17 protein-coding genes are annotated in these 19,766 nt (G+C 73.7%); 9 read left to right on the forward strand and 8 right to left on the reverse strand.

Annotated elements, in window-relative coordinates:
• Genes M8C13_RS31795 through M8C13_RS31805 form a run of 3 tightly spaced genes read left to right on the forward strand, consistent with a single transcriptional unit; the run spans position 1 to position 2,789 of the window.
• Entirely contained in the window at positions 1-1,185 is a 1,185-nt protein-coding gene (locus tag M8C13_RS31795; protein WP_252484453.1) for a nucleotide disphospho-sugar-binding domain-containing protein, read from the forward strand.
• Positions 1,182-1,784, forward strand: coding sequence for a malonic semialdehyde reductase (locus M8C13_RS31800; protein WP_252484454.1), 603 nt, complete (start codon positions 1,182-1,184; stop codon positions 1,782-1,784). Before M8C13_RS31795 ends, M8C13_RS31800 begins: the two co-directional genes overlap by 4 nt.
• A gap of 9 nt (positions 1,785-1,793) precedes the next feature.
• Positions 1,794-2,789 carry a zinc-binding dehydrogenase gene (locus tag M8C13_RS31805; RefSeq protein WP_252484455.1) on the forward strand — a complete coding sequence of 332 codons (996 nt, stop codon included), beginning with the start codon at positions 1,794-1,796 and terminating at the stop codon, positions 2,787-2,789.
• Here M8C13_RS31805 and M8C13_RS31810 read toward each other — a convergent pair.
• Genes M8C13_RS31810 through M8C13_RS45165 form a run of 5 tightly spaced genes read right to left on the reverse strand, consistent with a single transcriptional unit; the run spans position 2,767 to position 8,348 of the window.
• Positions 2,767-3,510 (reverse strand): tyrosine-protein phosphatase, encoded by a 744-nt coding sequence (locus M8C13_RS31810; RefSeq protein ID WP_252484456.1) that lies wholly within the window; start codon positions 3,508-3,510, stop codon positions 2,767-2,769. The genes M8C13_RS31805 and M8C13_RS31810 overlap by 23 nt on opposite strands.
• Positions 3,511-3,541: 31 nt before the next feature.
• Positions 3,542-3,979 (reverse strand): DUF1772 domain-containing protein, encoded by a 438-nt coding sequence (locus M8C13_RS31815; protein WP_252484457.1) that lies wholly within the window; start codon positions 3,977-3,979, stop codon positions 3,542-3,544.
• Between the two features lie 11 nt (positions 3,980-3,990).
• Positions 3,991-4,668, reverse strand: coding sequence for a VC0807 family protein (locus tag M8C13_RS31820; RefSeq protein WP_252484458.1), 678 nt, complete (start codon positions 4,666-4,668; stop codon positions 3,991-3,993).
• A gap of 57 nt (positions 4,669-4,725) precedes the next feature.
• Positions 4,726-5,196 carry a MarR family winged helix-turn-helix transcriptional regulator gene (locus M8C13_RS31825; RefSeq protein ID WP_252484459.1) on the reverse strand — a complete coding sequence of 157 codons (471 nt, stop codon included), beginning with the start codon at positions 5,194-5,196 and terminating at the stop codon, positions 4,726-4,728.
• A 32-nt stretch (positions 5,197-5,228) separates the two neighbouring features.
• Complete coding sequence (locus M8C13_RS45165) at positions 5,229-8,348, reverse strand: AMP-binding protein (RefSeq protein WP_308202877.1); 3,120 nt, start codon at positions 8,346-8,348, stop codon at positions 5,229-5,231.
• Between the two features lie 109 nt (positions 8,349-8,457).
• On the opposite strand from M8C13_RS45165, the gene M8C13_RS31840 reads away from it, so the two are divergent.
• From M8C13_RS31840 to M8C13_RS31860, 5 genes are read left to right on the forward strand one after another with little or no spacing between them, the layout of a single operon-like run.
• Positions 8,458-9,819 carry an NDP-hexose 2,3-dehydratase family protein gene (locus tag M8C13_RS31840; RefSeq protein WP_252484460.1) on the forward strand — a complete coding sequence of 454 codons (1,362 nt, stop codon included), beginning with the start codon at positions 8,458-8,460 and terminating at the stop codon, positions 9,817-9,819.
• Entirely contained in the window at positions 9,816-10,844 is a 1,029-nt protein-coding gene (locus M8C13_RS31845) for a Gfo/Idh/MocA family protein (protein WP_252484461.1), read from the forward strand. Before M8C13_RS31840 ends, M8C13_RS31845 begins: the two co-directional genes overlap by 4 nt.
• Positions 10,841-11,884, forward strand: a complete 1,044-nt coding sequence (locus tag M8C13_RS31850; protein ID WP_252484462.1) for an acetylserotonin O-methyltransferase — start codon at positions 10,841-10,843, stop codon at positions 11,882-11,884. The genes M8C13_RS31845 and M8C13_RS31850 overlap by 4 nt, the downstream gene beginning before the upstream one ends.
• A 2-nt stretch (positions 11,885-11,886) precedes the next feature.
• Positions 11,887-13,038 carry a cytochrome P450 gene (locus M8C13_RS31855; protein ID WP_252484463.1) on the forward strand — a complete coding sequence of 384 codons (1,152 nt, stop codon included), beginning with the start codon at positions 11,887-11,889 and terminating at the stop codon, positions 13,036-13,038.
• Positions 13,035-14,225, forward strand: coding sequence for a cytochrome P450 (locus tag M8C13_RS31860; protein WP_252484464.1), 1,191 nt, complete (start codon positions 13,035-13,037; stop codon positions 14,223-14,225). The genes M8C13_RS31855 and M8C13_RS31860 overlap by 4 nt, the downstream gene beginning before the upstream one ends.
• Positions 14,226-14,237: 12 nt before the next feature.
• On the opposite strand, the gene M8C13_RS31865 is transcribed toward M8C13_RS31860, so the two are convergent.
• Together M8C13_RS31865 and M8C13_RS31870 are read right to left on the reverse strand one after the other, a co-directional pair.
• Positions 14,238-16,079 (reverse strand): BTAD domain-containing putative transcriptional regulator, encoded by a 1,842-nt coding sequence (locus tag M8C13_RS31865; protein ID WP_256510058.1) that lies wholly within the window; start codon positions 16,077-16,079, stop codon positions 14,238-14,240.
• Between the two features lie 136 nt (positions 16,080-16,215).
• Positions 16,216-17,421 carry an aminotransferase class I/II-fold pyridoxal phosphate-dependent enzyme gene (locus M8C13_RS31870; RefSeq protein ID WP_252484466.1) on the reverse strand — a complete coding sequence of 402 codons (1,206 nt, stop codon included), beginning with the start codon at positions 17,419-17,421 and terminating at the stop codon, positions 16,216-16,218.
• Positions 17,422-17,569: 148 nt separating this feature from the next.
• Between M8C13_RS31870 and M8C13_RS31875 the strand changes: the two genes are divergently transcribed.
• Positions 17,570-18,598, forward strand: a complete 1,029-nt coding sequence (locus M8C13_RS31875) for a DUF3466 family protein (protein WP_252484467.1) — start codon at positions 17,570-17,572, stop codon at positions 18,596-18,598.
• 21 nt (positions 18,599-18,619) lie between these two features.
• Here M8C13_RS31875 and M8C13_RS31880 read toward each other — a convergent pair whose 3' ends face one another.
• Positions 18,620-19,717 carry an SGNH/GDSL hydrolase family protein gene (locus M8C13_RS31880; protein ID WP_252484468.1) on the reverse strand — a complete coding sequence of 366 codons (1,098 nt, stop codon included), beginning with the start codon at positions 19,715-19,717 and terminating at the stop codon, positions 18,620-18,622.
• Positions 19,718-19,766 lie beyond the last annotated feature (49 nt).

Raw genomic sequence — 19,766 nt, forward strand, 5'->3', positions numbered from 1 at the left:
ATGCGAGTGCTGTGCACCACCTGGGACATGAGCGGGCACCTCAACCCGATGGTTCCGCTGGGCTGGGCGCTGCGGGCGGCCGGGCACGAGGTGCTGGTGGCCTGCGCCCCGCACTTCGCGCCGGTGGTCACCGCGGCCGGGCTGCCCGCGCTGCCGGTCGGGCCGGAGTTCGACTCCTTCGCCGAGCTGGCCCGGCAGGTGCGCGAACGCGGCTGGCAGCCCAGCGCGCCGGTGGACCGGGACGGCGATCCCACTGCCCCGCAACGGATCCGGCGGCGCGGTCTGCTCGGTCACCGGGTCGGCGCACAGGCCGCCGCGGCGCAGGCGGCCGAGCTGGTGGACTTCGCCCGCCAGTGGCGGCCGGACCTGGTGGTGTTCGAGCCCACCGGCTTCGCCGGGCCGCTGGTGGCCAGCCTGCTGGACATCCCCGCGGTGCGGCACCTGTGGAGCGTGGACCTCACCGCGCCGGTCGCGGAGTTCGCCGAGGACCTGGTCGGCGAGCTGTGGCGACAGTACACAGTGGACAGTCCGCGGCTGAACGGCGACCGCACCCTGGACCCGTGCCCGGCGCAGGTCCAGGTGGCCGACGAGCTGCCCCGCGAGCCGATCCGGTTCGTGCCCTACAACGGGCCCTCGGTGCTGCCGGACTGGCTGCTGGAACCACCGGAGCGGCCCAGGGTCTGCGTCACCTGGGGGACCTCGCTGGACCGCTTCGGCTTCGGCCACCTGGTGCACGCGCCCAGGGTGGTGGCGGCGCTGGCGGACAGCGAGGTGGAGCTGGTGCTGGCGATGACCGAGAGCCAGCGGGCCCTCTTCGGCGAGCTGCCCGCCAACGTCCGCTTCCTCGGGCCGGTGCCCCTGCACCTGCTGCTGCCCACCTGCGCCGCGGTGGTGCACCAGGGCGGGGCGGGCGGCACGATGACCGCGCTGGTCAACGGGGTGCCGCAGCTGGTGGTCGCGGACATGCCGGACGGGGTCTTCCACGGCAGGCAGCTCGCCCGCGGCGGCGTCGGCCGGACGCTCGCCGGCGAGCAGGCCACCGTGCCCGTGCTGCGCGACCAGGTGCACAGCCTGCTGAGCGAACCCGGTTACCGGCAGGCCGCCGCGGCGGCGCGGGCGGACATGCTGGCCCGGCCGTCGCCGCTGGATGTGGTGGCGGACCTGGAAAAGCTCGCCGCGCGATGACCGGCTCCGACGGCCTGCTGCTGCCGAAGCCGGCGCAGGACCTGCTGTTCCGCCAAGCCCGTTCGGCCACCGAGTTCAGCGCCGAAGAGGTCTCCGAGGAGCAGCTGGCCGCCATCCACGACCTGGTGCGCTACGGGCCGACCTCGTTCAACCAGCAGCCCCTGCGCATCCTGGCCATCCGCAGCCCGCAGGCGCGGCAACGGTTGCTGCCCCACCTCAACGAGCGCAACCGGCGGCGTACCGCGGCCGCCCCGCTGCCGGTGGTGCTGGCCACCGACCTGGACTTCCACCACCGGCTGCCGGAGGTCTTCCCGCACGCGCCCGGCCTGGCCGAGCTGCTGGAGGGCCAGCCGGAGCGGCGGCTGGAGCAGGCCAGGTACAACGCCTGGCTGCAGATCGGCTACTTCATCATCGGCGTGCGCGCCGCCGGACTGGCCGCCGGCCCGATGATCGGTTTCGACGCCGAGGGCGTGGACCGCGAGTTCTTCCCCGGCACCGCTTTGCGTTCGCTGCTGGTGGTGAACCTGGGCAGGCCGCTGCCCCGCGCGCACGCCCGGCTGCCGCGGCTGTCCTACGCCGATGTGGTCCGCACGCTGTGAGGGAGCGCCGTGTTCGCCGTCTACGCCACCCGTCCCGACCCCGCCGACCCGCTGGCCGCGCTGCGCACCGGTGAGCGCCCCGAGCCCGAGGTGCCACCGGGCTGGGCCGAGGTGACCCTGCGCGCGGCCTCGCTGAACATGCACGACCTCAACACCTTGCGCGGGGTGCGGATGAGCCCCGAGCGGTACCCGATGATCCTGGGCTGCGACGGCGCGGGAGTGCTCGCCGACGGCGCCGAGGTGGTGCTGCACAGCCTCATCGGCGCACCGGACTGGCACGGCCCCGAGCAGCTCGATCCACAACGGACTGTGCTCAGCGAGCTGCACCAGGGCACCTTCGCCGAACGGGTGGCGGTGCCCGAGGCCAACCTGGTGCGCAAACCCGCCGCGCTGTCCTTCGCCGAGGCGACCTGCCTGCCCACGGCCTGGCTGACCGCCTACCGAATGCTGTTCACCACCGCCGCCGCGCGACCTGGGCAGACCGTGCTGGTGCACGGGCGGCGCAGGCTGGGCAGCATCGCCGGTGCGGTGCTCCAGCTGGCCGCGGCCGCCGGGTGCACGGTGTGGGCCGCACTGCCGCAAGCCCAGCACGAGCTGGCTGTTTCCCTTGGCGCACACCGGGTTTTCGCACTCGCGGACCGGCTGCCGGGGCAGGTGGACGCGGTGCTGGACGCCGGGGTGGAGGAGACCGGGTGGACGCACGCGCTGCGCTGGCTGCGGCCGGGCGGCACGCTGGTCTGCGCGGGCTGGCGCACCGGCGCGCCGGATGGGGAGCCGCCCGCGCACCTGCTCAACGAGCTGATCTTCCGCGAGCTGCGCCTGGCCGGTTCGACCATGGGCACCGCGGCGGAACTGGCCGAGCTGCTGGCCTTCCTGGAAATGACCGGCGTGCGGCCGCCGATCGCGGCGGAGCTGCCGCTGACCCGGGCGGCGGAGGGATTTGAGCTGATGCTCACCGGCCGGGTCAGCGGCAAGATCGTGTTCACCGCAGCAGCACGGCCCTGAGCCGCTGCTGCTGTTGCGCGGTGACACCGAGGCCGCGGCTGAGGAACTCCTCGAAGGACCCGTAGTCCTGGCGCACCTGGTCGAAGGCGGCGTCCAGGTACTCGGTGAAGGCGAACCGGTCGCCGAGGGCCTCGTTGCTGAGCAGGAAGTCGCGGTCCACCTGCGCCCTGGGCACGCCCAGCGCGGTCAGCAGCACCGCAGCCAGCCAGCCGGTGCGGAACACCCCGGCGCTGTCGTGGCAGAACAGCGGCACCCCGGCCCCGGCGAGCTTGGTCAGCGGCGCGGCGACGCCCGCCCTGGCCTGGGCGTCGGTGACGAAGGCGCGGAACATGGCCAGCACGGCCGGGTCCGGGGTGCTGCGGCCGCCGGTGGCGCCGTTCCAGTTGTTCGGGATCGGCGCGGACAGCAGCGAAACCCCTGGGGGCAACCGGTCCTCGCCCTGCCGCTGCCGTTCGTCCTGGCCACGGGAGTCGGCCACCCAGCGCAGGCCCAGGCCGCGCAGCTGGGTCAAACCAGTGTCGCTGATCCGGGACAGCGAGCCGCCGCGGTACACCAGTCCGGTGCGCACGGTGTGCCCGTCGCCGGTGGTGGCGCCGCCGAGATCGCGGATGTTCACCGCGCCGTCGACGGTCACCGCGCTCGTCGCGGCCAGCGCGGGCGCGGGGGTGAGCAGGACGAGCAGGGTGGCGCCGAGCACCGAGCGTCGGCTGATCAGGTTCATCGTAGGGCTCCTCGGGGACCTCGCGCGGCGGTCAGTGCGCCACCGCGTACGCGTTGAGCAACAGGGCGAGCACCGCGAGCCCGGTGCGCAGCAGGTGCCAGCCCCGCCAGCGCCGCCGCGGATCCACCCACCGCACGGGAAGTTGTTGCCCGGCAAGGCTTTTCACCCGCCGGTTGATCGGCACGTTACCGAGCTGGGAGACCGCGGAGACCCCGGCCAGGCACAGCGCCGCGGCCAGGTGCGCCAGCTCGCCGGTGCGCCCGGCCAGCACCAGGCCGCCCAGCGCGGAGAGCAGCACCACCGGCGGCATCACCCGGTCGAAGTGCCGTCCCACCAGCCGGTGCACCGCCACGTAGTCGGCAGGCGGCAGCGCCAGGAACATCGGCACCACGCTGATCGCCACCGCGAACAGCACCCCGGCGGTGAGCCCGCTCCCGGTCAGCACCAGGACTTCCAGCCACCCCGTCATGACCGCCCGCCTCAGGCGGCCACGGCGGGCAGACCGGGGCTCGCGGGCGCGGAAACCCGCCCGGCCAGTGCCTTGCGCACCGGCCCGCCCAGCGCCCAGGTGCTCACCGCCATGACCACCAGCATCGCCACCGTCGGGATCTGCCCGGCGAGCACCGCGACATCCAGCGGAACCCGGTAGACCACCACCACCCGCAGTACCGCGCTGAGCACAAAACCGATGCCCCACAACACGTTCAGCAGCTTGATCCGGCGCACGAACTCCGGATCCCGCGCCCAGCACTCCCGCCAGGCCGCCACCCTGGCCGGGTCGCCCCTGGTCACGAAGGGCTGGCCGACGTCGTAGATGAGGGTGCGCCCGAAGAAGGTGGTGGCCAGCCCGTACAGGCCGCCGACGAAGGGCATCACCGCCGACTTGGCCAGCACCAGCCGCCCGTCCCCGGTGACGAACACCAGCGCCAGGGTCGCGCCGAGCATCACCACCATCATCAGCGAGAACGCGTTGATCCGCCGCTCCCGCACACTGCGCACCGCGGTCCGCACCCCGGCCACCAGCGCGCCCGCGCTGAGCGCGAGCACCGGGTCGAGGCCGAGCAGGAAGTGCAGCAGGTAGTAGCTGAGCACGGGGGCGGCCATGTCGAGCAACAGGGGCGCGAGGGCGGCGAACCGCCGGGTGGACTGCTCCTTCACCCGGTCATCGTGGGCGGGGCGAATCGCGTGCCGCTGGGGCAGTTCTGGGACGCGGCTTCAGTCCTTCTGCTGCCAGTGCCGCCCGCCCTGGCGCCGCTCCTGCCGGTTGGCCGCTGCCATGGCCTCCTCCAGCTTGCCCAGCAGCCTGCCCAGCGTGCGCACGTCCGCCGGGTCCCAGTCGGCGACGAAGGTGGCGAAGCGCTCCAGGCCGACCTTGGTCAGCCGGTCCACCTCGGCGCGGCCGGAGTCGGTGAGGGTGATGAAGCAGGAGCGCCGGTCCTCCGGGTCCATGGCCAGGGTGACGTGGCCGGACTCCTCCAGCGCGCGCACCTGGCGGGTGATCGAGGACTGGTGCACGCCCAGCGCGGTGGCGATCTCGGAGGGGCGCACGTTGTCCCGGGTGGCGGCGGCCTGCAGCACGGTGAGCGCGGTCGCGCCGGAGCGGCCGCGCCAGGCCCGTTGCACGCCCACGCTGACACTGACCAGCGGAACCGCCATCCGCTCCACGTCATCCATGCTCGGCCGCATGCCCCCATCGTAGAACTACTTGCTCTCGGCAATCACACATCTGGCGGAAACTCCCGCATCCAGTGCCGCCAGCGCGCGGCCAGCCGCTGCGCCCGGCCCGGTGACACCACGTCGGCCCGGTGCCACACGTAGCCACTGTCCGGCCACAGCACCAGCGCCAGCTCGAACACCGAGTCCCGCTGCGGCACCCGCTCCCGCCGCACCGTCAGCCCCGGCAGCACCAGCTCGCCCTGCTCGGTGTTCTGCACGACGAACCCGGCCTGGCAGAACGGGTTGCGCCCGGTCGCCGGCGGCGCCAGCTCCCAGTAGGCCCGCTCCAGCGGCAGCGACTGCGCCTCCAGCGCCCTGGCCAGCTGCGTCCCGGCCCAGTCCAGGCAGGCCGACGGGGTGCGCACCGACGCGGGGAACCGCAGCACCGCTGAGCTGGCGAAACAGCCGATCACCGAGTCTGCCTCGGCCACCGTGCGCCCGGCCAGCGGCAGGCCGACCGCGAAGTCCGCCGCCCCGGTCTCCTCCCGCAGCGCCAGCACCCAGGCCGCCAGCGCCGCGGCGGCCCGCACCCGGTCCAGGCCGGTGCGGTCCACCGGGACCTCGCGCAGCCCGTGCCCGCCCGGCGGGTCCGGTTCCAGCGGCAGCTCCGGCACGCCGCGCAGCTGGTCCAGCCAGTAGTCGTCGTCGGCGGTGTCCACCAGGCCGGCCTGGGTGCGGGCGACCGCGCGGTAGCCGGGGGCGGGCGGCAGGCTGCCGGTGGCGTAGGCGGTGGACAGGTCGCGGCAGAGGACCGCCTCGGACCAGCCGTCGAAGGCGGTGTGGTGCGCGAGGAGCAGCAGCTGGTGCCGTTCTGGTCCCTCGCGCAGCAGCCAGGCGCGCAGGGGCAGGTCCGCGCTGAGGTCGAAGGGCCGCGCGGTCAGCTCCGCCACCGTGCTCGCCAGGTCACCAGTGGGCAGGCAGGTCAGCGGATCCGCCGGCGCGTCGGTGAGCTCGGCGGTGATGTGCCTGCCGTCGGCGCTGTGCAGCCGGGTGCGCAGCGCCTCGTGCCGGGCGAACACCTGCCGGAGCGCGGTGGCCAGCGCGGCCCGGTCCAGCGGGCCGGTGAGGTGGAACAGCATGGGGTGCACCAGGTCCGGGGTGCCGGGGGCCTGCTGTTCCAGGTACCACATGCGGTACTGGCTGATCGGCAGCCCGCCGACCCAGCGCCAGTCCCGGCCGCGCCGCTCGCCCCGCCGGGCGGGGCCGGTCAGCCGGGCCGCGATGTCCTGTGGCCGCCGGTGTTCCAGCACCGACCGCACGGTCAGGCCCGGACCCAGCGCGGGCTGGAGGCGGCTGACCAGGCGGATCGCGGTGAGCGAGTCCGCGCCCACGGCGAACAGGTCGGTGTCCGGACCGACCGGGAAGCCCAGCAGTTCGGCGGCCGCCTCGGCCAGCGCGGTCACCTCGGGCGGACCGCTTGCCGCCGGAGCCACCGGCCGGGGTGGTTCAGCCAGTGCCGCCAGCCGCGCGGTGTCCACCTTGCCGTTCGGGGTCAGCGGCACACTGTCCACAGTGAACACCCGCTCCGGCACGAACGCCGGCGGCAGCGCGGCCGCGACCCGCTCCCGCAGCCCCTCGCCGGTCCCGGTGCAGAAGGCCACCACCCGCCGCTTGGCCACCTCGCCCAGCGGCAGGGCCAGCACGACCGCGCGGCGCACGCCCGGGGCCGCGGCGAGCACCGCCTCGATCTCCTCCGGGTCCACGCGCACCCCGCGCAGCTTGAACTGCCGGTCCACCCGCCCCCGGAACCACAGCACGCCGGCCCCGTCCCGCACCCCGAGGTCCCCGGTCCAGTACGCCCGCTCCCCCGCCAGCTCGCCAAAACGCTCCGCGGTGGCCGCCGGATCACCGAGATAGCCCAGCCCCACCCCGTCCCCGGTGACCACCACCTGTCCCATCGTGCCGGGCGGCGCTGGATCACCGGACTCGTCCAGCACGTGCACGCCGGTGTTCGCCGAGGGCAGTCCGACCGGCAGCTCACCGTCCGTCCACTGTGGAACGTCCCACCAAGTGACCGCGATGGCGCACTCGACCGGTCCGTAGACGTTGGTCAGCCGGATCCCGGGTTGCCCGGCGCGGAACCGCGCGGCGTGGTGCGGGGACATCCGCTCGCCGCCGGTGAGCACGTGCCGGAGCCCGGTGAAGGCACTGGGATCGCTGTCGACCAGGGCGTTGAACAGGCTGGTGGTCAGGAAGACGGTGGTGAGCCCGTGCGAGATCTCCCGGCGCAGCTCGCCGGTGGTCAGGTGCACACCGTCGAAGAGCACCGAGACGCCGCCGTTGACCAGCGGTGCCCACAGCTCCCAGGCCGCCGCGTCCCAGCCGGGCGGGGAGATCTGGAGCATCTGGACGGTGTGGTCCATGGCCAGGTGCGGGTCGAGGGCGATGCGGACGGTGCCGGCGTGCGGGGAGAGCACGGCGCGGGGGCCGCCGGTGGTGCCGGAGGTGGTGAAGACGCAGCAGGGGTCGGCGGCGGTGCCGGGGAAGGGATCGGGGCGGGCGGGAAAACTCGGCAGCTCGGCGACGCGGGCCACGGGGCAGGGCAGGAGCGGATCGCCCGTGGCGAGCGGCATTGGGGCAGGCGGCACCGAGCCACCCGGGGCTGGGGCGGCAAGCGGCGGTGGCGCGGGCGGGACTGGCGCGGCGAGCGGTGCTGAGGCGGGCGGGGCTGGCGCGGCGAGCAACGCCGGCGCGACCGGGGCTGGGGCGGCGTGCGGCGCGGACGCGACCGGAGCTGGCGCGGCGTGCGGCGCGGGCGGGATCGGCAGTGCGTCCTCCACCACCGCGAGCACCGCGCCGATGCGCTCGGCCACCCGCGCGACCCGCGCCACCGGCCAGTCCAGCGCCGCGCCCGCGGGCACCGCCCCGCACATCATCGCCCCGAGCAGCACCGCCACCTGCTCGGGCCCCCGCCCCAGCCACACCAGCAGCCGCTCCCCCGGCCGCACTCCCCTCGCCCGCAACCCGGCCGCCATCGCCGCGGCCCGCTCGGCCAGTTCGCCATAGCTGATCTCCCGCCCCCGCCAACGGAGGGCGGGCGCGTCCGGGCGGGTCTGGGCCCAGCGCAGCACCAGGGCGTCGAGGCGGCCGGTGGCGGGGTAGGCGATCTCGGGTCCGTGCACGAGGGGCATGGCAGCTCTGGGTGGTCGAGAAGTGCTGGCGCGGGCCTGGACCGAAACACCAGACCGGGGGCGTTGCATGGCTGGGGTTCCGGTCGGCGGGAGGGCAGTGATGGCGAAGCTCGGGGTGCTGCGGTACGAGGACACCGTGCTGCCGCGGCGGGTGGCCGAGTCGGCGCTGGCCGGGGACGGGGTGCACGACAGCGCGGAGGTGGCCGCCTGGCTGGCGGAGTGCCGGGTGCGGCAGCGGCAGCGGGTGCGGCGGATTCCGTTCGCGGAGCTGCGCGGCTGGGGTTTCGCGGCGGGGACCGGGGACCTGGTGCACGAGAGCGGGCGGTTCTTCAGCGTGGCCGGCCTGCGGGTGCGCACCGACTACGGGCCGGTCGCGGAGTGGACCCAGCCGATCATCAACCAGCCCGAGGTGGGCATCCTGGGCATCGCGGTGCGCGAGTTCGGCGGGGTGCTGCACTGCCTGGTGCAGGCCAAGACCGAGCCGGGCAACGTCAACGGCGTGCAGCTCGCGCCGACCGTGCAGGCGACCAGGAGCAACTACACCGGGGTGCACCGCGGCCGGGCCGTGCCCTACCTGGACTGCTTCCGGCAGCCGGATCCGCGCCGGGTGGTCGCCGATGTGCTCCAGTCCGAGCAGGGGGCCTGGTTCTACCGCAAGCGCAACCGCAACATCGTGGTCGAGGTCGGGCCCGAGGTGGTGCCGGGGCCGGACTTCCACTGGCTCACCCTCGGTCAGCTGCACCAGCTGCTGCCGGTGCCCAACCTGGTCGGCATGGACACCCGCACCGTGCTGTCCTGCCTGCCCTGGCCTGCCGGTGACGGCGGCAGCCTGCACAGCACGGCGGAGATCCTGAGCTGGCTCACCACCCGGCAGACCGAGCACGAGCTGCGCACCGACCTGTTGCCATTACAGGACATCCAGGGCTGGCGGCGCACCCCGGTGGCCATCGAGCACGAGCACGGGCGGTTCTTCAGCGTGGTCGCGGTGGACGTGCGCGCCCGTGGCCGCGAGGTGGGCGGGTGGACCCAGCCGTTGATCCGCCCGCACGGCGTCGGTGTGCACGCGCTGCTGGTGGCCCGGTTCGGCGGGGTGCCGCACGCGCTGGTCAACGCCAGGGTCGAACCCGGCTACCTCGGCGTGGTCGAGCTCGCGCCGACCGTGCAGTGCACACCGGAGAACTACGCGCACCTGCCACCGCAGGACCAGCCGCCGTTCCTGGACCTGGTCACCCGCCGCCGCCCGGAGCAGGTGCTCTTCGACGCGGTGCTCTCCGAGGAGGGCGGCCGGTTCCAGCACGCGCAGGGCCGCTACCTGATCATCGACGCCACCGGGCTTCCTGTCCACAATGGACCCGGCTTCCGCTGGATGACCATGCCGCAGCTGACCGGGCTGCTCCAGCACAGCCACTACCTCAACGTGCAGGCCCGCACCCTGGTGACCTGCCTGCGGAGCCTGCGATGACCGGCAGGCTGCGGATCGGCGCGCTGGGCTGCGCCGAGGTGCTGTGGCGGCGGCTCGGCCCGGCCTTCCAGGACCATCCGCGCACCGAGATCACCGCGGTGGCCAGTCGCGACCCGGCCAAGGCCGCTCGCTTCGCCGCCCGGTTCGACTGCGCGGCAACGGACTACGCCGGCCTGCTGGCCCGCGCCGATGTGGACGCGGTGTACCTGCCCGCGCCCCCGGCCCTGCACCACCACTGGGGTGTCCGGGTGCTGGCGGCGGGCAAGCACCTGCTGGTGGAGAAGCCGCTGGCGGCCACCACGGCGCAGGCGCGGGAGCTCATCGCGCTGGCCCGGCGGCGGCGACTGCTGCTGTGGGAGAACTTCCTGTTCCCGCGGCACCCGCAGCACGAGGCCGCGCGCAAGCTGCTCGCCGAGGGCGCGCTCGGGCGGCTGCGCTCGCTGCACGCCGCGTTCTGCTTCCCGCCCCGCGCCGAGGACGACATCCGTTACGTGGCAGCGCTGGGCGGCGGCGCGCTGCTGGACGCCGGGGTGTACCCGCTGCGGGCCGCGCAGCTGCTCCTCGGCCCCGGGCTGCGGGTGGCCGGGGCCAGCCTGCGGATGGACCGGCGGCGCGGGGTGGACCTGTCCGGGCAGGCCCTGCTGGTCTCCCCGGACGGGGTGCTGGCCGGGATCGAGTTCGGCTTCGAGCACAGCTACGCCGCCCGCTACACGCTCTGGGGCAGCGCCGCGCGGCTGCACGTGGACCGCGCGTTCACCCCGCCGCCCGACCATCCGCCGGTGCTGCGCCTGCGGAGTCAGGACGGCACCGAGCACATCCCGCTCCCGCCCAGCGACCAGGTGGCCGGTTCGGTCGGCGCCTTCGCCGAGGCCGTGCTGGCCGGGACGGAGGCGAACTCCCCGGCCGAGCGGGCCCGCGGCGCGACCGCGGTGGAGACGGTGTGGCTGACCGAGCAGATCCGGCTGGCCGCCGTGCGAGTGCCTGCCGAGGCAGAGGTTCCCGAGACTGGAGGACTCCCGAGATGACCGTGCAACCGACGACCGAGGTCTCCCCGCACCAGCACCTGCTGGGCCTGCTGGGCGGCAAGATGGTCGCCGCCGCGCTCTGCGTGCTGGCCAGGATCGGCGTCGCCGACGAGCTGGCGCACGGCCCGCTGCCGGTGGCCGAGCTGGCCAGGCGCACCGGCTGCCACCCGCCGACGCTGTACCGGTTCCTGCGCGCCACCGCCTCGGTCGGGGTCTTCGCCGAAACGCCCGGCGGCGACTTCGCGCTCACCCCGGCCGCCGAGCTGCTGCGCTCGGACGTGCCCGGCACGCTGCGCTACCTGGCCTACCTCTACGGCGAGACCAGCGTGTGGAACTGCTTCGGCTCGGCCATCGACACCCTGCGCACCGGCGAGCCCAGCGGACCGGCGCTGCGCGGCGGCAAGGGCTGGTTCGAGTACATGGCCGGGGATCCGGAGTACGCCGAGGTGTTCCACCTCGCGATGACCGGGGTCAGCGAGCGCGCCACCGCGGTCGCCGCCGCCTACGACTTCGACCGGTTCGCCACCGTGGCCGACATCGGCGGCGGGCAGGGACGGCTGCTGGCCGCGATCCTCAACCGCAACCCCGGTCAGCGCGGCATCCTGTTCGACACCGCCTCGGCCATCGGCGGGGCCGAGCCGGTGCTCTCCGGTTACGGGGTGGCCGACCGGGTCGAGCGGGTGGTCGGGGACTTCTTCGCCTCGGTGCCCCCTGGCGCGGACGCCTATGTGCTCAAGGCGATCCTGCACGACTGGAACGACCGGGACGCGCTGCGCATCCTGCGCAACATCCGCACCGCGCTGGCCGGCCGTCCGGACGGCCGGGTGCTCATCGTGGAGGCGGTGGTGCCCGGCGACAACGACTGGCACTACAGCAAGCTGATGGACCTGGCGATGGCGGTCAGCCTCGGCGGCCAGGAACGCGACGCCGGGCAGTGGCGCTCGCTGCTGGCCGAGGCCGGGTTCGAGCTGTGCGCGGTGACCGAGACCGCGCCACCGCACTGCGTCATCGAGGCCCGTCCCGTCGACCAGGAGCGCTGACCGTGCTGAGATATCCGTTCCAGTGGCCCTCCCCGGTGGACCAGCCTGCCGAGCTGACCGGCCTGCACGAGTGCCCGCTGGTCGAGGTGGAGCTGCCCAGCGGGGACACCGCGCTGCTGCTGACCCGCTACCAGGACATCCGCGCGCTGCTGGCCGACCCCAGGGTCAGCAAGAACCGCGACCGCCCGGACATGGCCAGGATGACCGAGCGCAAGACCAAGGTCTTCCAGCGCCAGGTGGACATGGACCCGCCCGCGCACACCAGGATGCGGCGGCTGATCGCCAAGGCCTTCACCGCGACCAGGGTGGAAGCCCTGCGCCCCCGGATCGAGGAGATCGCCACCGGCCTGCTCGACCAGATGTCCACAGTGGACGGACCGGTCGACCTCAACTCGGCCTACTCCTACCCGTTGACCATCCAGGTCATCTGCGAGCTGCTCGGCGTGCCGCCGGAGGAGCGCGCGCACTTCGGCAGCACCAGCGCGCCGCCGTGGGAGTACATGCGCGAGCTGATCGAGCGCAAGCGGGCCGAGCCGGGCGATGACCTGGTGAGCGCGCTGATCGCGGTGCGCGACACCGAGGACGGCAGGCTCAGCGCCGAGGAGCTGCACTGGTGGTGCACGCTGCTGCTGCTGGCCGGCTACGAGACCACGGCCAGCCAGCTCTCCGGTTCGGTGGTGCTCCTGCTGCACCACCCCGGGGAGCTGGCCCGGCTGCGCGCGCGGCCGGGGCTGGCCCCGCGCGCGGTGGAGGAGCTGCTGCGCCGCCAGGTGGTCGGCTCCTCGCTGTCCATGCTGCGCTACGTCACCGAGGACATCGACCTCGGCCAGGTGCGCATCCCGCGCGGCAGCAGCGTCATCCCCGCGCTGGACAGCGCCAACGCCGACCCGGCCGCCTTCGACTGCCCGGCGGCACTGGACCTGGGCCGCGCCGGGCGCCAGCAGCTGACCTTCAGCTCAGGCCAGCACTTCTGCCTGGGCGCGCCGCTGGCCAGGGTCGTCCTGCAGATCGCGCTCACCAGCCTGCTGGCGCGCTTCCCCGGCCTGCGGCTGGCCGTGCCCACCTCGGCGCTGCGCAGGCAGGAGGACGCGTTCTTCCAGGGCTTCACCACCGTTCCCGTCACCTGGTCACCCGCGCCGGAGGAGCCCCGATGACCGACCCGATCGCCTACCCGTTCCGCCGTCCCAGCCCGCTGGAACCACCGCGCGAGCTGGCCACCCTGCGACAGCGGCCGGTGCTGCCGGTGCGGCTGCCCAGCGGGGACACCGCGCTGCTGGTGACCCGCTACGCCGACGTGCGCCGCCTGCTCACCGACCACCGGCTCAGCCGCAACCTCAACCGGCCCGGCGCGGCCCGGATCAGCCGCGGCAACGCGCTGTTCCAGGACGTCAACATCGACCCGGACCCGCCTGCGCACACCAGGGTGCGGCGGCTGGTCACCAAGGCGTTCACCCCGGCCAGGGTGGCCGCCCTGCGCCCGCTGGTGCAGGGCATCGTGGACGAGCTGCTGGACCGAATGTCCACAATGGACGGACCGGTGGACCTGAACGCGGCGCTGGCCTTCCCGCTGCCCATCCGGGTGGTCTGCCACCTGCTCGGCGTGCCCGCCGGGGACGTGGCCGCCTTCCGCGGCTGGACCGATGCCTTCCTGTCCATCGGCGGGCACGAGCCCGAGCGGATCCGCCGATCCATGCTGGAGCTGAGCGAGTACATCGCGAAGCTCATCGCGGCCAAACGCGCCGACCCCGGCGAGGACCTGGTGAGCGCGCTGATCTCGGTGCGGGACAACGAGGACGGCAGGCTCACCGAGTACGAGCTGCACTGGTGGTGCCGGTTGATGCTGCTGGTCGGCTACGAGACCACCGCGACCCAGCTGGCCGGTGGGGTGGCCATGCTGCTGGCGCACCCGGACCAGCTGGCCCTGCTGCGCGCGGACTTCGGCCTGCTGCCGCAGGCGATCGAGGAGCTGCTGCGCTGGAAGCTGGTCGGCTCCTCGGTGTCCATGCTGCGCTACGCCACCGAGGACATCCCGCTCGACGAGGGCGTGCTGCCAGCCGGGTCCAGCGTGATCCCCGCGGTGGACTCGGCCAACCAGGACGAGACGGTCTTCGCCGACCCGCGCCGCTTCGACATCACCCGCACCGGCAACGAGCACCTGACCTTCAGCCTCGGCCCGCACTACTGCGTCGGCACCCACCTGGCCCGGCTGGAGCTCCAGGTGGCCACCGAGAGCCTGCTGCGCCGCTTCCCCACGTTGCGGCTGGCGGTGCCCTCGACCGAGCTGCACCGCCAGGAACACGCCCTGCTGGAAGGGTTCCTGGCGGTGCCGGTGACCTGGTAGCTCGGGCGTGGCTCAGGCCACGGTGTCCAGCGCGGCGGGCTGGTCCTCGGCGCCCGCCGCGCCCAGCACGAACGAGCGGACCAGCGCGGGCAGCACGAACCCAGTCTCGCCGCTGATGTCCAGATCGGCCAGCTGCAGGAACCTGGCGTCGGCGAGCTGGTCCAGCAGCACCTCCACCGCGGGCGCGTCCAGGCCGATCAGCGCGGCCACCCCGGCGGCGATGAAGATGGTGGCGTTGTGCTGGGCCAGCCGTTGCAGCACCCGCCGCGCCGGACCGGCCAGCCGCCGGTAGCTGGGCGTGAGCCGGGCGCCCAGGTCCAGCTCGCCGAAGCGCAGCTCGGTGAGCCGCCGCCGCTCATCGGCCAGCCGGGCGGCCACCCGGCACAGCGGGGTCCTCGGCCGGGCGGCGAGCTTCGCGCCGACCATGCGCACCGCCAGCGGCAGCTGCCCGCACAGCTGCACGATCGCCCGCGCGGACTCCGGTTCGGCCTGGATCCGCGCCCGATCGGCCAGCCTGGCCAGCAGTTCCAGGCAGTCCGGCAGCGGCAGGGTGTCCACCTCCACGATGCCTGCCCCGGCCAGGCCGGGCAGGTAGGTGCGGCTGGTGACCAGCACCGCGCACCCGGCGCCCCCGGGCAGCAGCGGGCGCACCTGCCCCGCCGCGGCCGCGTCGTCCAGCAGCACCAGCACCTTGCGCTCCGCGGTCCAGCTGCGGAACAGGCTGCTGCGCTCGGCCAGGGTGCCCGGCAGCGCCTCGCCGGGCAGCCCGGTGGCGCGCAGGAAGTCACCGAGCACCTCGAACGGATCAGCCGGATCCTCCCCGGAACCGCCCAGCTCGGCGTGGAACTGGCCGTCCGGGAACTCCGCCCGCGCCTGGTGCGCGGCGCGCACCGCCAGCACCGACTTGCCGACCCCGGTCATCCCGGTCAGCGACACCACGCGCACCGCGGTGCCGTCCCGGTCCGCGGTGGCCAGCTCCCGGACCCGGCGGATCTCCGCGGCGCGGCCGACCAGGTCGCCGATGTCCGGCGGCAGCTGCGCGGGCCGGGTGAACGCGCCCAGCGTGCCCAGGTTCAGCGCGCCGGTCAGCTGCGGCGGGCAGGGCGCCTCGTCGGCGTGCAGCAGCGCGTCCTGCAGGCCGCGCAGCCCGGCCGAGGGCTCGATGCCGAGCTCCTCGATGAGGGTGCGGCGCAGCTGCTGGTAGGTCTCCAGGGCCTCGGAGCGGCGGCCGCAGCGTTCCAGGCTCATCATCAGCTTGGCGTGGAAGTTCTCGTGGAACGGGTGCTCCACGGTGAGCGACTTCAGTTCGCTGATCAACTCGCGGTGGCGGCCCAGCTGGAGTTCGGCCTCCATGCGCAATTCCACCGCCTGGAGTTTGGCCTCGGCGAGCTGGTTCAGGTGCGCGCTCAGCACCGGGCCCGCCTCGACATCGGCCAGCGGCGCGGCCGAGGACAGTTTCAGCGCACCGGCGAGAATTTCCGCCGCTTTGTCCGGCTCGCCGCTTTCCAGCGCGGTGCGGCCCTGGGCGACCAGCTGCTCGAAGACGTCCCGGTCCAGGTCGCCGTCGGCGAGCTCCAGCAGGTAGCCGAGCGGTTTGGTCAGCAGGGTCCGCCGCTCGGCCGGATCGGCCCCGATCATCAGCCTGCGCACCTGGTAGATGTAGGTCTGGAGGGTGGCAAGCGCGCTGGCCGGCGCGTGGTCGCCCCAGATCTCCTCCATCAGCGTGCCGGTGGTGACGACGTGGCCGTGGCGTAAGGCCAGCAGTGCGAGCAAACTTCGCAGTTTCTGCGCACTGGGCGTGATGTTTTCCCCGCCGGCGGTCACCGCCAGCGGTCCAAGCACGGAAATACGCATTATGAACACCCCAGCAATGCATTAATTCATCACCCAGAAAAGGTGGACAACTACACGCTACCGCCAGCTTCTCCCTTCTGCAACAAACCGGCCGAATTCCCAAGAGCCGGTAAAGGAACAGTGGAATTCCGGTATTTCAGGACGCGCGGGCGATCACCGGCTCGGCGCCGATCCGGTCCTGGATGGCCCGCCCGTTCCTGGCCGCGAAGCGCAGCAGGCGGCAGAGCCGGTCGATCTGTTCCGCGCCCACCGCGGTGCCGGTGGGCAGGGCGAGGCTGCGCGCGGCCAGCGCCTCGGTGTGCGGCAGCCGGGTGCCGTCCCGGTAGGGCGCCATCAGGTGGCAGCCGGGGTGGAAGTACCGGCGCGCCAGCACGTTCTCGGCCAGCAGCACCTCGTGCAGGGTGTCCCGGCCCAGCCCGGTCACCGTCTCGTCGACCTCGGCGACCACGTACTGGAAGTTGTTGTCCTCGGCCGGGTCGAAGGCCAGCAACCGGATTCCCGGCGCGGCGGCCAGGCCGGCGGTGTAGCGGGCGTGGTTGTGCGCGTTGTGCGCGCGGAACTCCTCCAGACTGTCCACAGAGGTCAGTCCCATGGCCGCGGACGCCTCGCTCATCTTGGCGTTGACCCCGACCTGCGCCACCTCATCCGGCCCGGTGAGGCCGAAGTTGCGCAGGCTGCGCGCGCGCTCGGCCAGCGCGTCGTCGTCGGTGACCAGCGCCCCGCCCTCGAAGGCGTGCACGAACTTGGTGGAGTGGAAGCTGAACACCTCGGCCGCGCCGAAGGAGCCGATCGGCCGCCCGCGCCAGCTGCACGCGAAGGCGTGCGCGGCGTCGAAGAGCAGCCCGATGCCGTGCCGGTGGGCCAGCTCGGTCAGCTCGTCCAGGCGGTGGCCCCGGCCCCACAGGTGCACGCCGAGGATGCCCGAGGTGCGCGGGCCGATCAGGGTGGCGGCGTGCCCGGGGTCCAGGCCGCCGGTGACCGGGTCCACGTCGCAGAACACCGGGGTGAGCCCGAGCCAGGCCACCGCGTGCGCGGTCGCGGCGAAGGTCAGCGCGGGCACGATCACCTCGCCCCGCCAGCCCGCGGCGCGGATGGCCAGTTGCAGGGCGAGGGTGGCGTTGCAGGTGGCCACGCAGTGCCGGGCGCCGGTGATCCTGGCCACCCGGTCCTCGAACTCGGCCACCAGCGGCCCGCCGTTGGACAGCCAGCCCCGGTCCAGCGCGCCGCCGAGCCTGGCGAAGAACCGCGCCCGGTCACCGATGTTGGGCCTGCCCAGGCGCAGCGGGGTGCGGAACTCCGGTGTCCCGCCGAACCGGGCCAGCTCACCCACGACAGCCTTCACAAACCCACCCCCGTGACGCCCGGCGGAACCAGCGGCCCGATCCTGAGCGGCGCCGGTAGGACCGGACTGGGGCGACGCTGGTCCGCCGCGGCTCACCGGCGATATACGCTGCCCGGGAAGCTCAACCCACTGGGGAAGGAACATCTTCGTGCGTATTCGACGTGCGTCCGTCGCGGGCACGCTCGCGCTGACCGCGCTGCTGGTCCTCGGCGGCGCCACACCGGCCATGGCCGCGGCCACGCCTGCCGACCTGGGGGTGCTGCCCGGCACCGGCAGCTCGCACGCCACCGCGATCAACGACCACGGCGTGATCGTCGGCGAGTCCAGGAACAGCGACTACCGGCGGGCCGTGCGCTGGGCGCCGGACGGTTCGATGACCGAGCTGGCCCGGCCCGAGGGGCGCAAGTCCACGCAGGCCTGGGCGATCAACAGCAGCGGGGTCGTGGTGGGCGACACCCAGGACCCGGAGCTGGAGCGGCCGGTGCGCTGGGACGCCCAGGGCCGGGTCGAGGTGCTCACCCTGCCTGCCGACGAGCAGGGCAACAGCAGCGGTTACGCCGTGGGCGTCAACGATGACGGCGTGGTGGTCGGCCACTCCTTCTACTACACCGAGGACCGGTGGTTCGAGCGCGGCCTGCGCTGGAGCCCCGACGGCGCGATGTCCATTTTGGACCCGCTGCCGGGGCACGAGCGGTCCCTGGCCCGCGCGGTCGGCGCGGACGGCACCGCGGTGGGCTCCTCCAGCGTGGGCAACACCCAGGTCGCGGTCCGGTGGCTGCCGGACGGCACCGTCACGCCGCTGCCCGCGCTGCCCGGCCAGACCTCCAGCCGCGCTGAGGCGGTCAACCGGCACGGCGTGATCGTCGGTCTCTCCGGCAGCAGGCCGGTGCGCTGGAACCTCGACGGCACCGTCACCGACCTCGGCCTGGTGCCCGGTGGCCGGGCGGGGATCGCCAACGACATCAACGACGACGGGCTGATCACCATCGAGTCGCGCTTCCACGAGCTCGGCGACAGCAGGCCCGTGCTGCGCGAGCTGGACGGCACCCTCACCGTGCTGCCGGTGCTGCACGGTGAGGAGGCCGGGCTCACCTCCGGGGTGAACAACTCGGGCACGGTGGTCGGCCTCAGCGGCGACCCGCGCACCTTCAGCCGCGCGACCCGCTGGGACCGCTGACCACGCGGTGCTGGATCGCCGTCACCAACTCAGGGGCAGTTTCGCCAGGTAGTCGGTGAGCAGGCCGGAGATCAGCCGGTGGTCGTGCTGGGAGAAGTGCCAGTCACAGCCGAGGCGGTCCAGCGCCGGGTCGTTGTAGAACCAGTGGCGGATGCGGTTGTCCCCCTTGCGGTTGCGCTCCTGCACGACCTGCCCGGTGGCATCGGCGAAGGTGGTGGTGCTGGACACCGCGGTGGCGCTGACCACGATCGTCGTGCCGGGGCCGTAGCGGGCCCTCAGCTTGTCCAGGAACCCGTGGTAGGCGGCCTTGTACGCCGCGACCAGGCGCTCCGGGGTCCACTGCTCGCCGGGGTTGATCGCGGTGGAGAAGTCGTTGGCGCCCAGGCCGACCACGACCAGCTGCGGTCGCCAGGCCGGGTTGTGCCACACGTCGCCGGGCACGTGCTGCAAGCCGCGGTCGTAGAAGGTGCGGTAGGTGAGCTCGGGGGAACCGCCGTTGTAGTTGCGCACCATGCCCAGGCCGGACTGCGCGTTGACCTGGTAGTCGGCGTTGAGGGCGCGTGCGGTGAGCGCGCCGAAGCTCTGGTCGGTGTTGGTGTTGCGGCTGACCCCGCCGGTGGCCGAGCAGTCGCGCGAGGTGGACATGTTGCCGTAGCCCGCGGTCATCGAGTCGCCGATGAACTCGATCTGCCTGGCCCGCGCGGGCGGCTTGGCCAGCACCGCGCCGCCGGGCGCGGCCACGAACCCGCCGAACTCCCCCGCGGCCCAGGTGCTCTCGGTGCGCTTGACCAGCCGGACGCGGTGCGCGCCGTTGCTCAAACCGCGCACCCAGTGCGTGGTCCGGCCCGGGGTCACCAGGGTGGCCACGGTCTTGCCGTCGATCTGCACGTCGTAGTCGTTCACCGCGTCGTTGAGCACGATGCCGACGCCGGTGCCGCGGAAGCGGCCTTCGAAGTAGACGCCGGGCCAGGTGTACTGCGCGGACTTGGTGACCCGGCCCGCGGTGTGCGCCTGGTCCAGTGGCGCGGCCGCGGTGGCCTGGGCGGCCGGGGCGCTGCTGAGGGTCGCGGCCAGCACGGCGGTGAGCGCCGCGGCTGCCGCTGATCGGTACCGGTGCATGCTGAGTTCCTCCAGGGCTGTCAGGGATGTGCGGATACGCGGGGAGCCC

It is taken from the genome of Crossiella sp. SN42, assembly GCF_023897065.1.
Classification (GTDB): Bacteria; Actinomycetota; Actinomycetes; order Mycobacteriales; family Pseudonocardiaceae; genus Crossiella.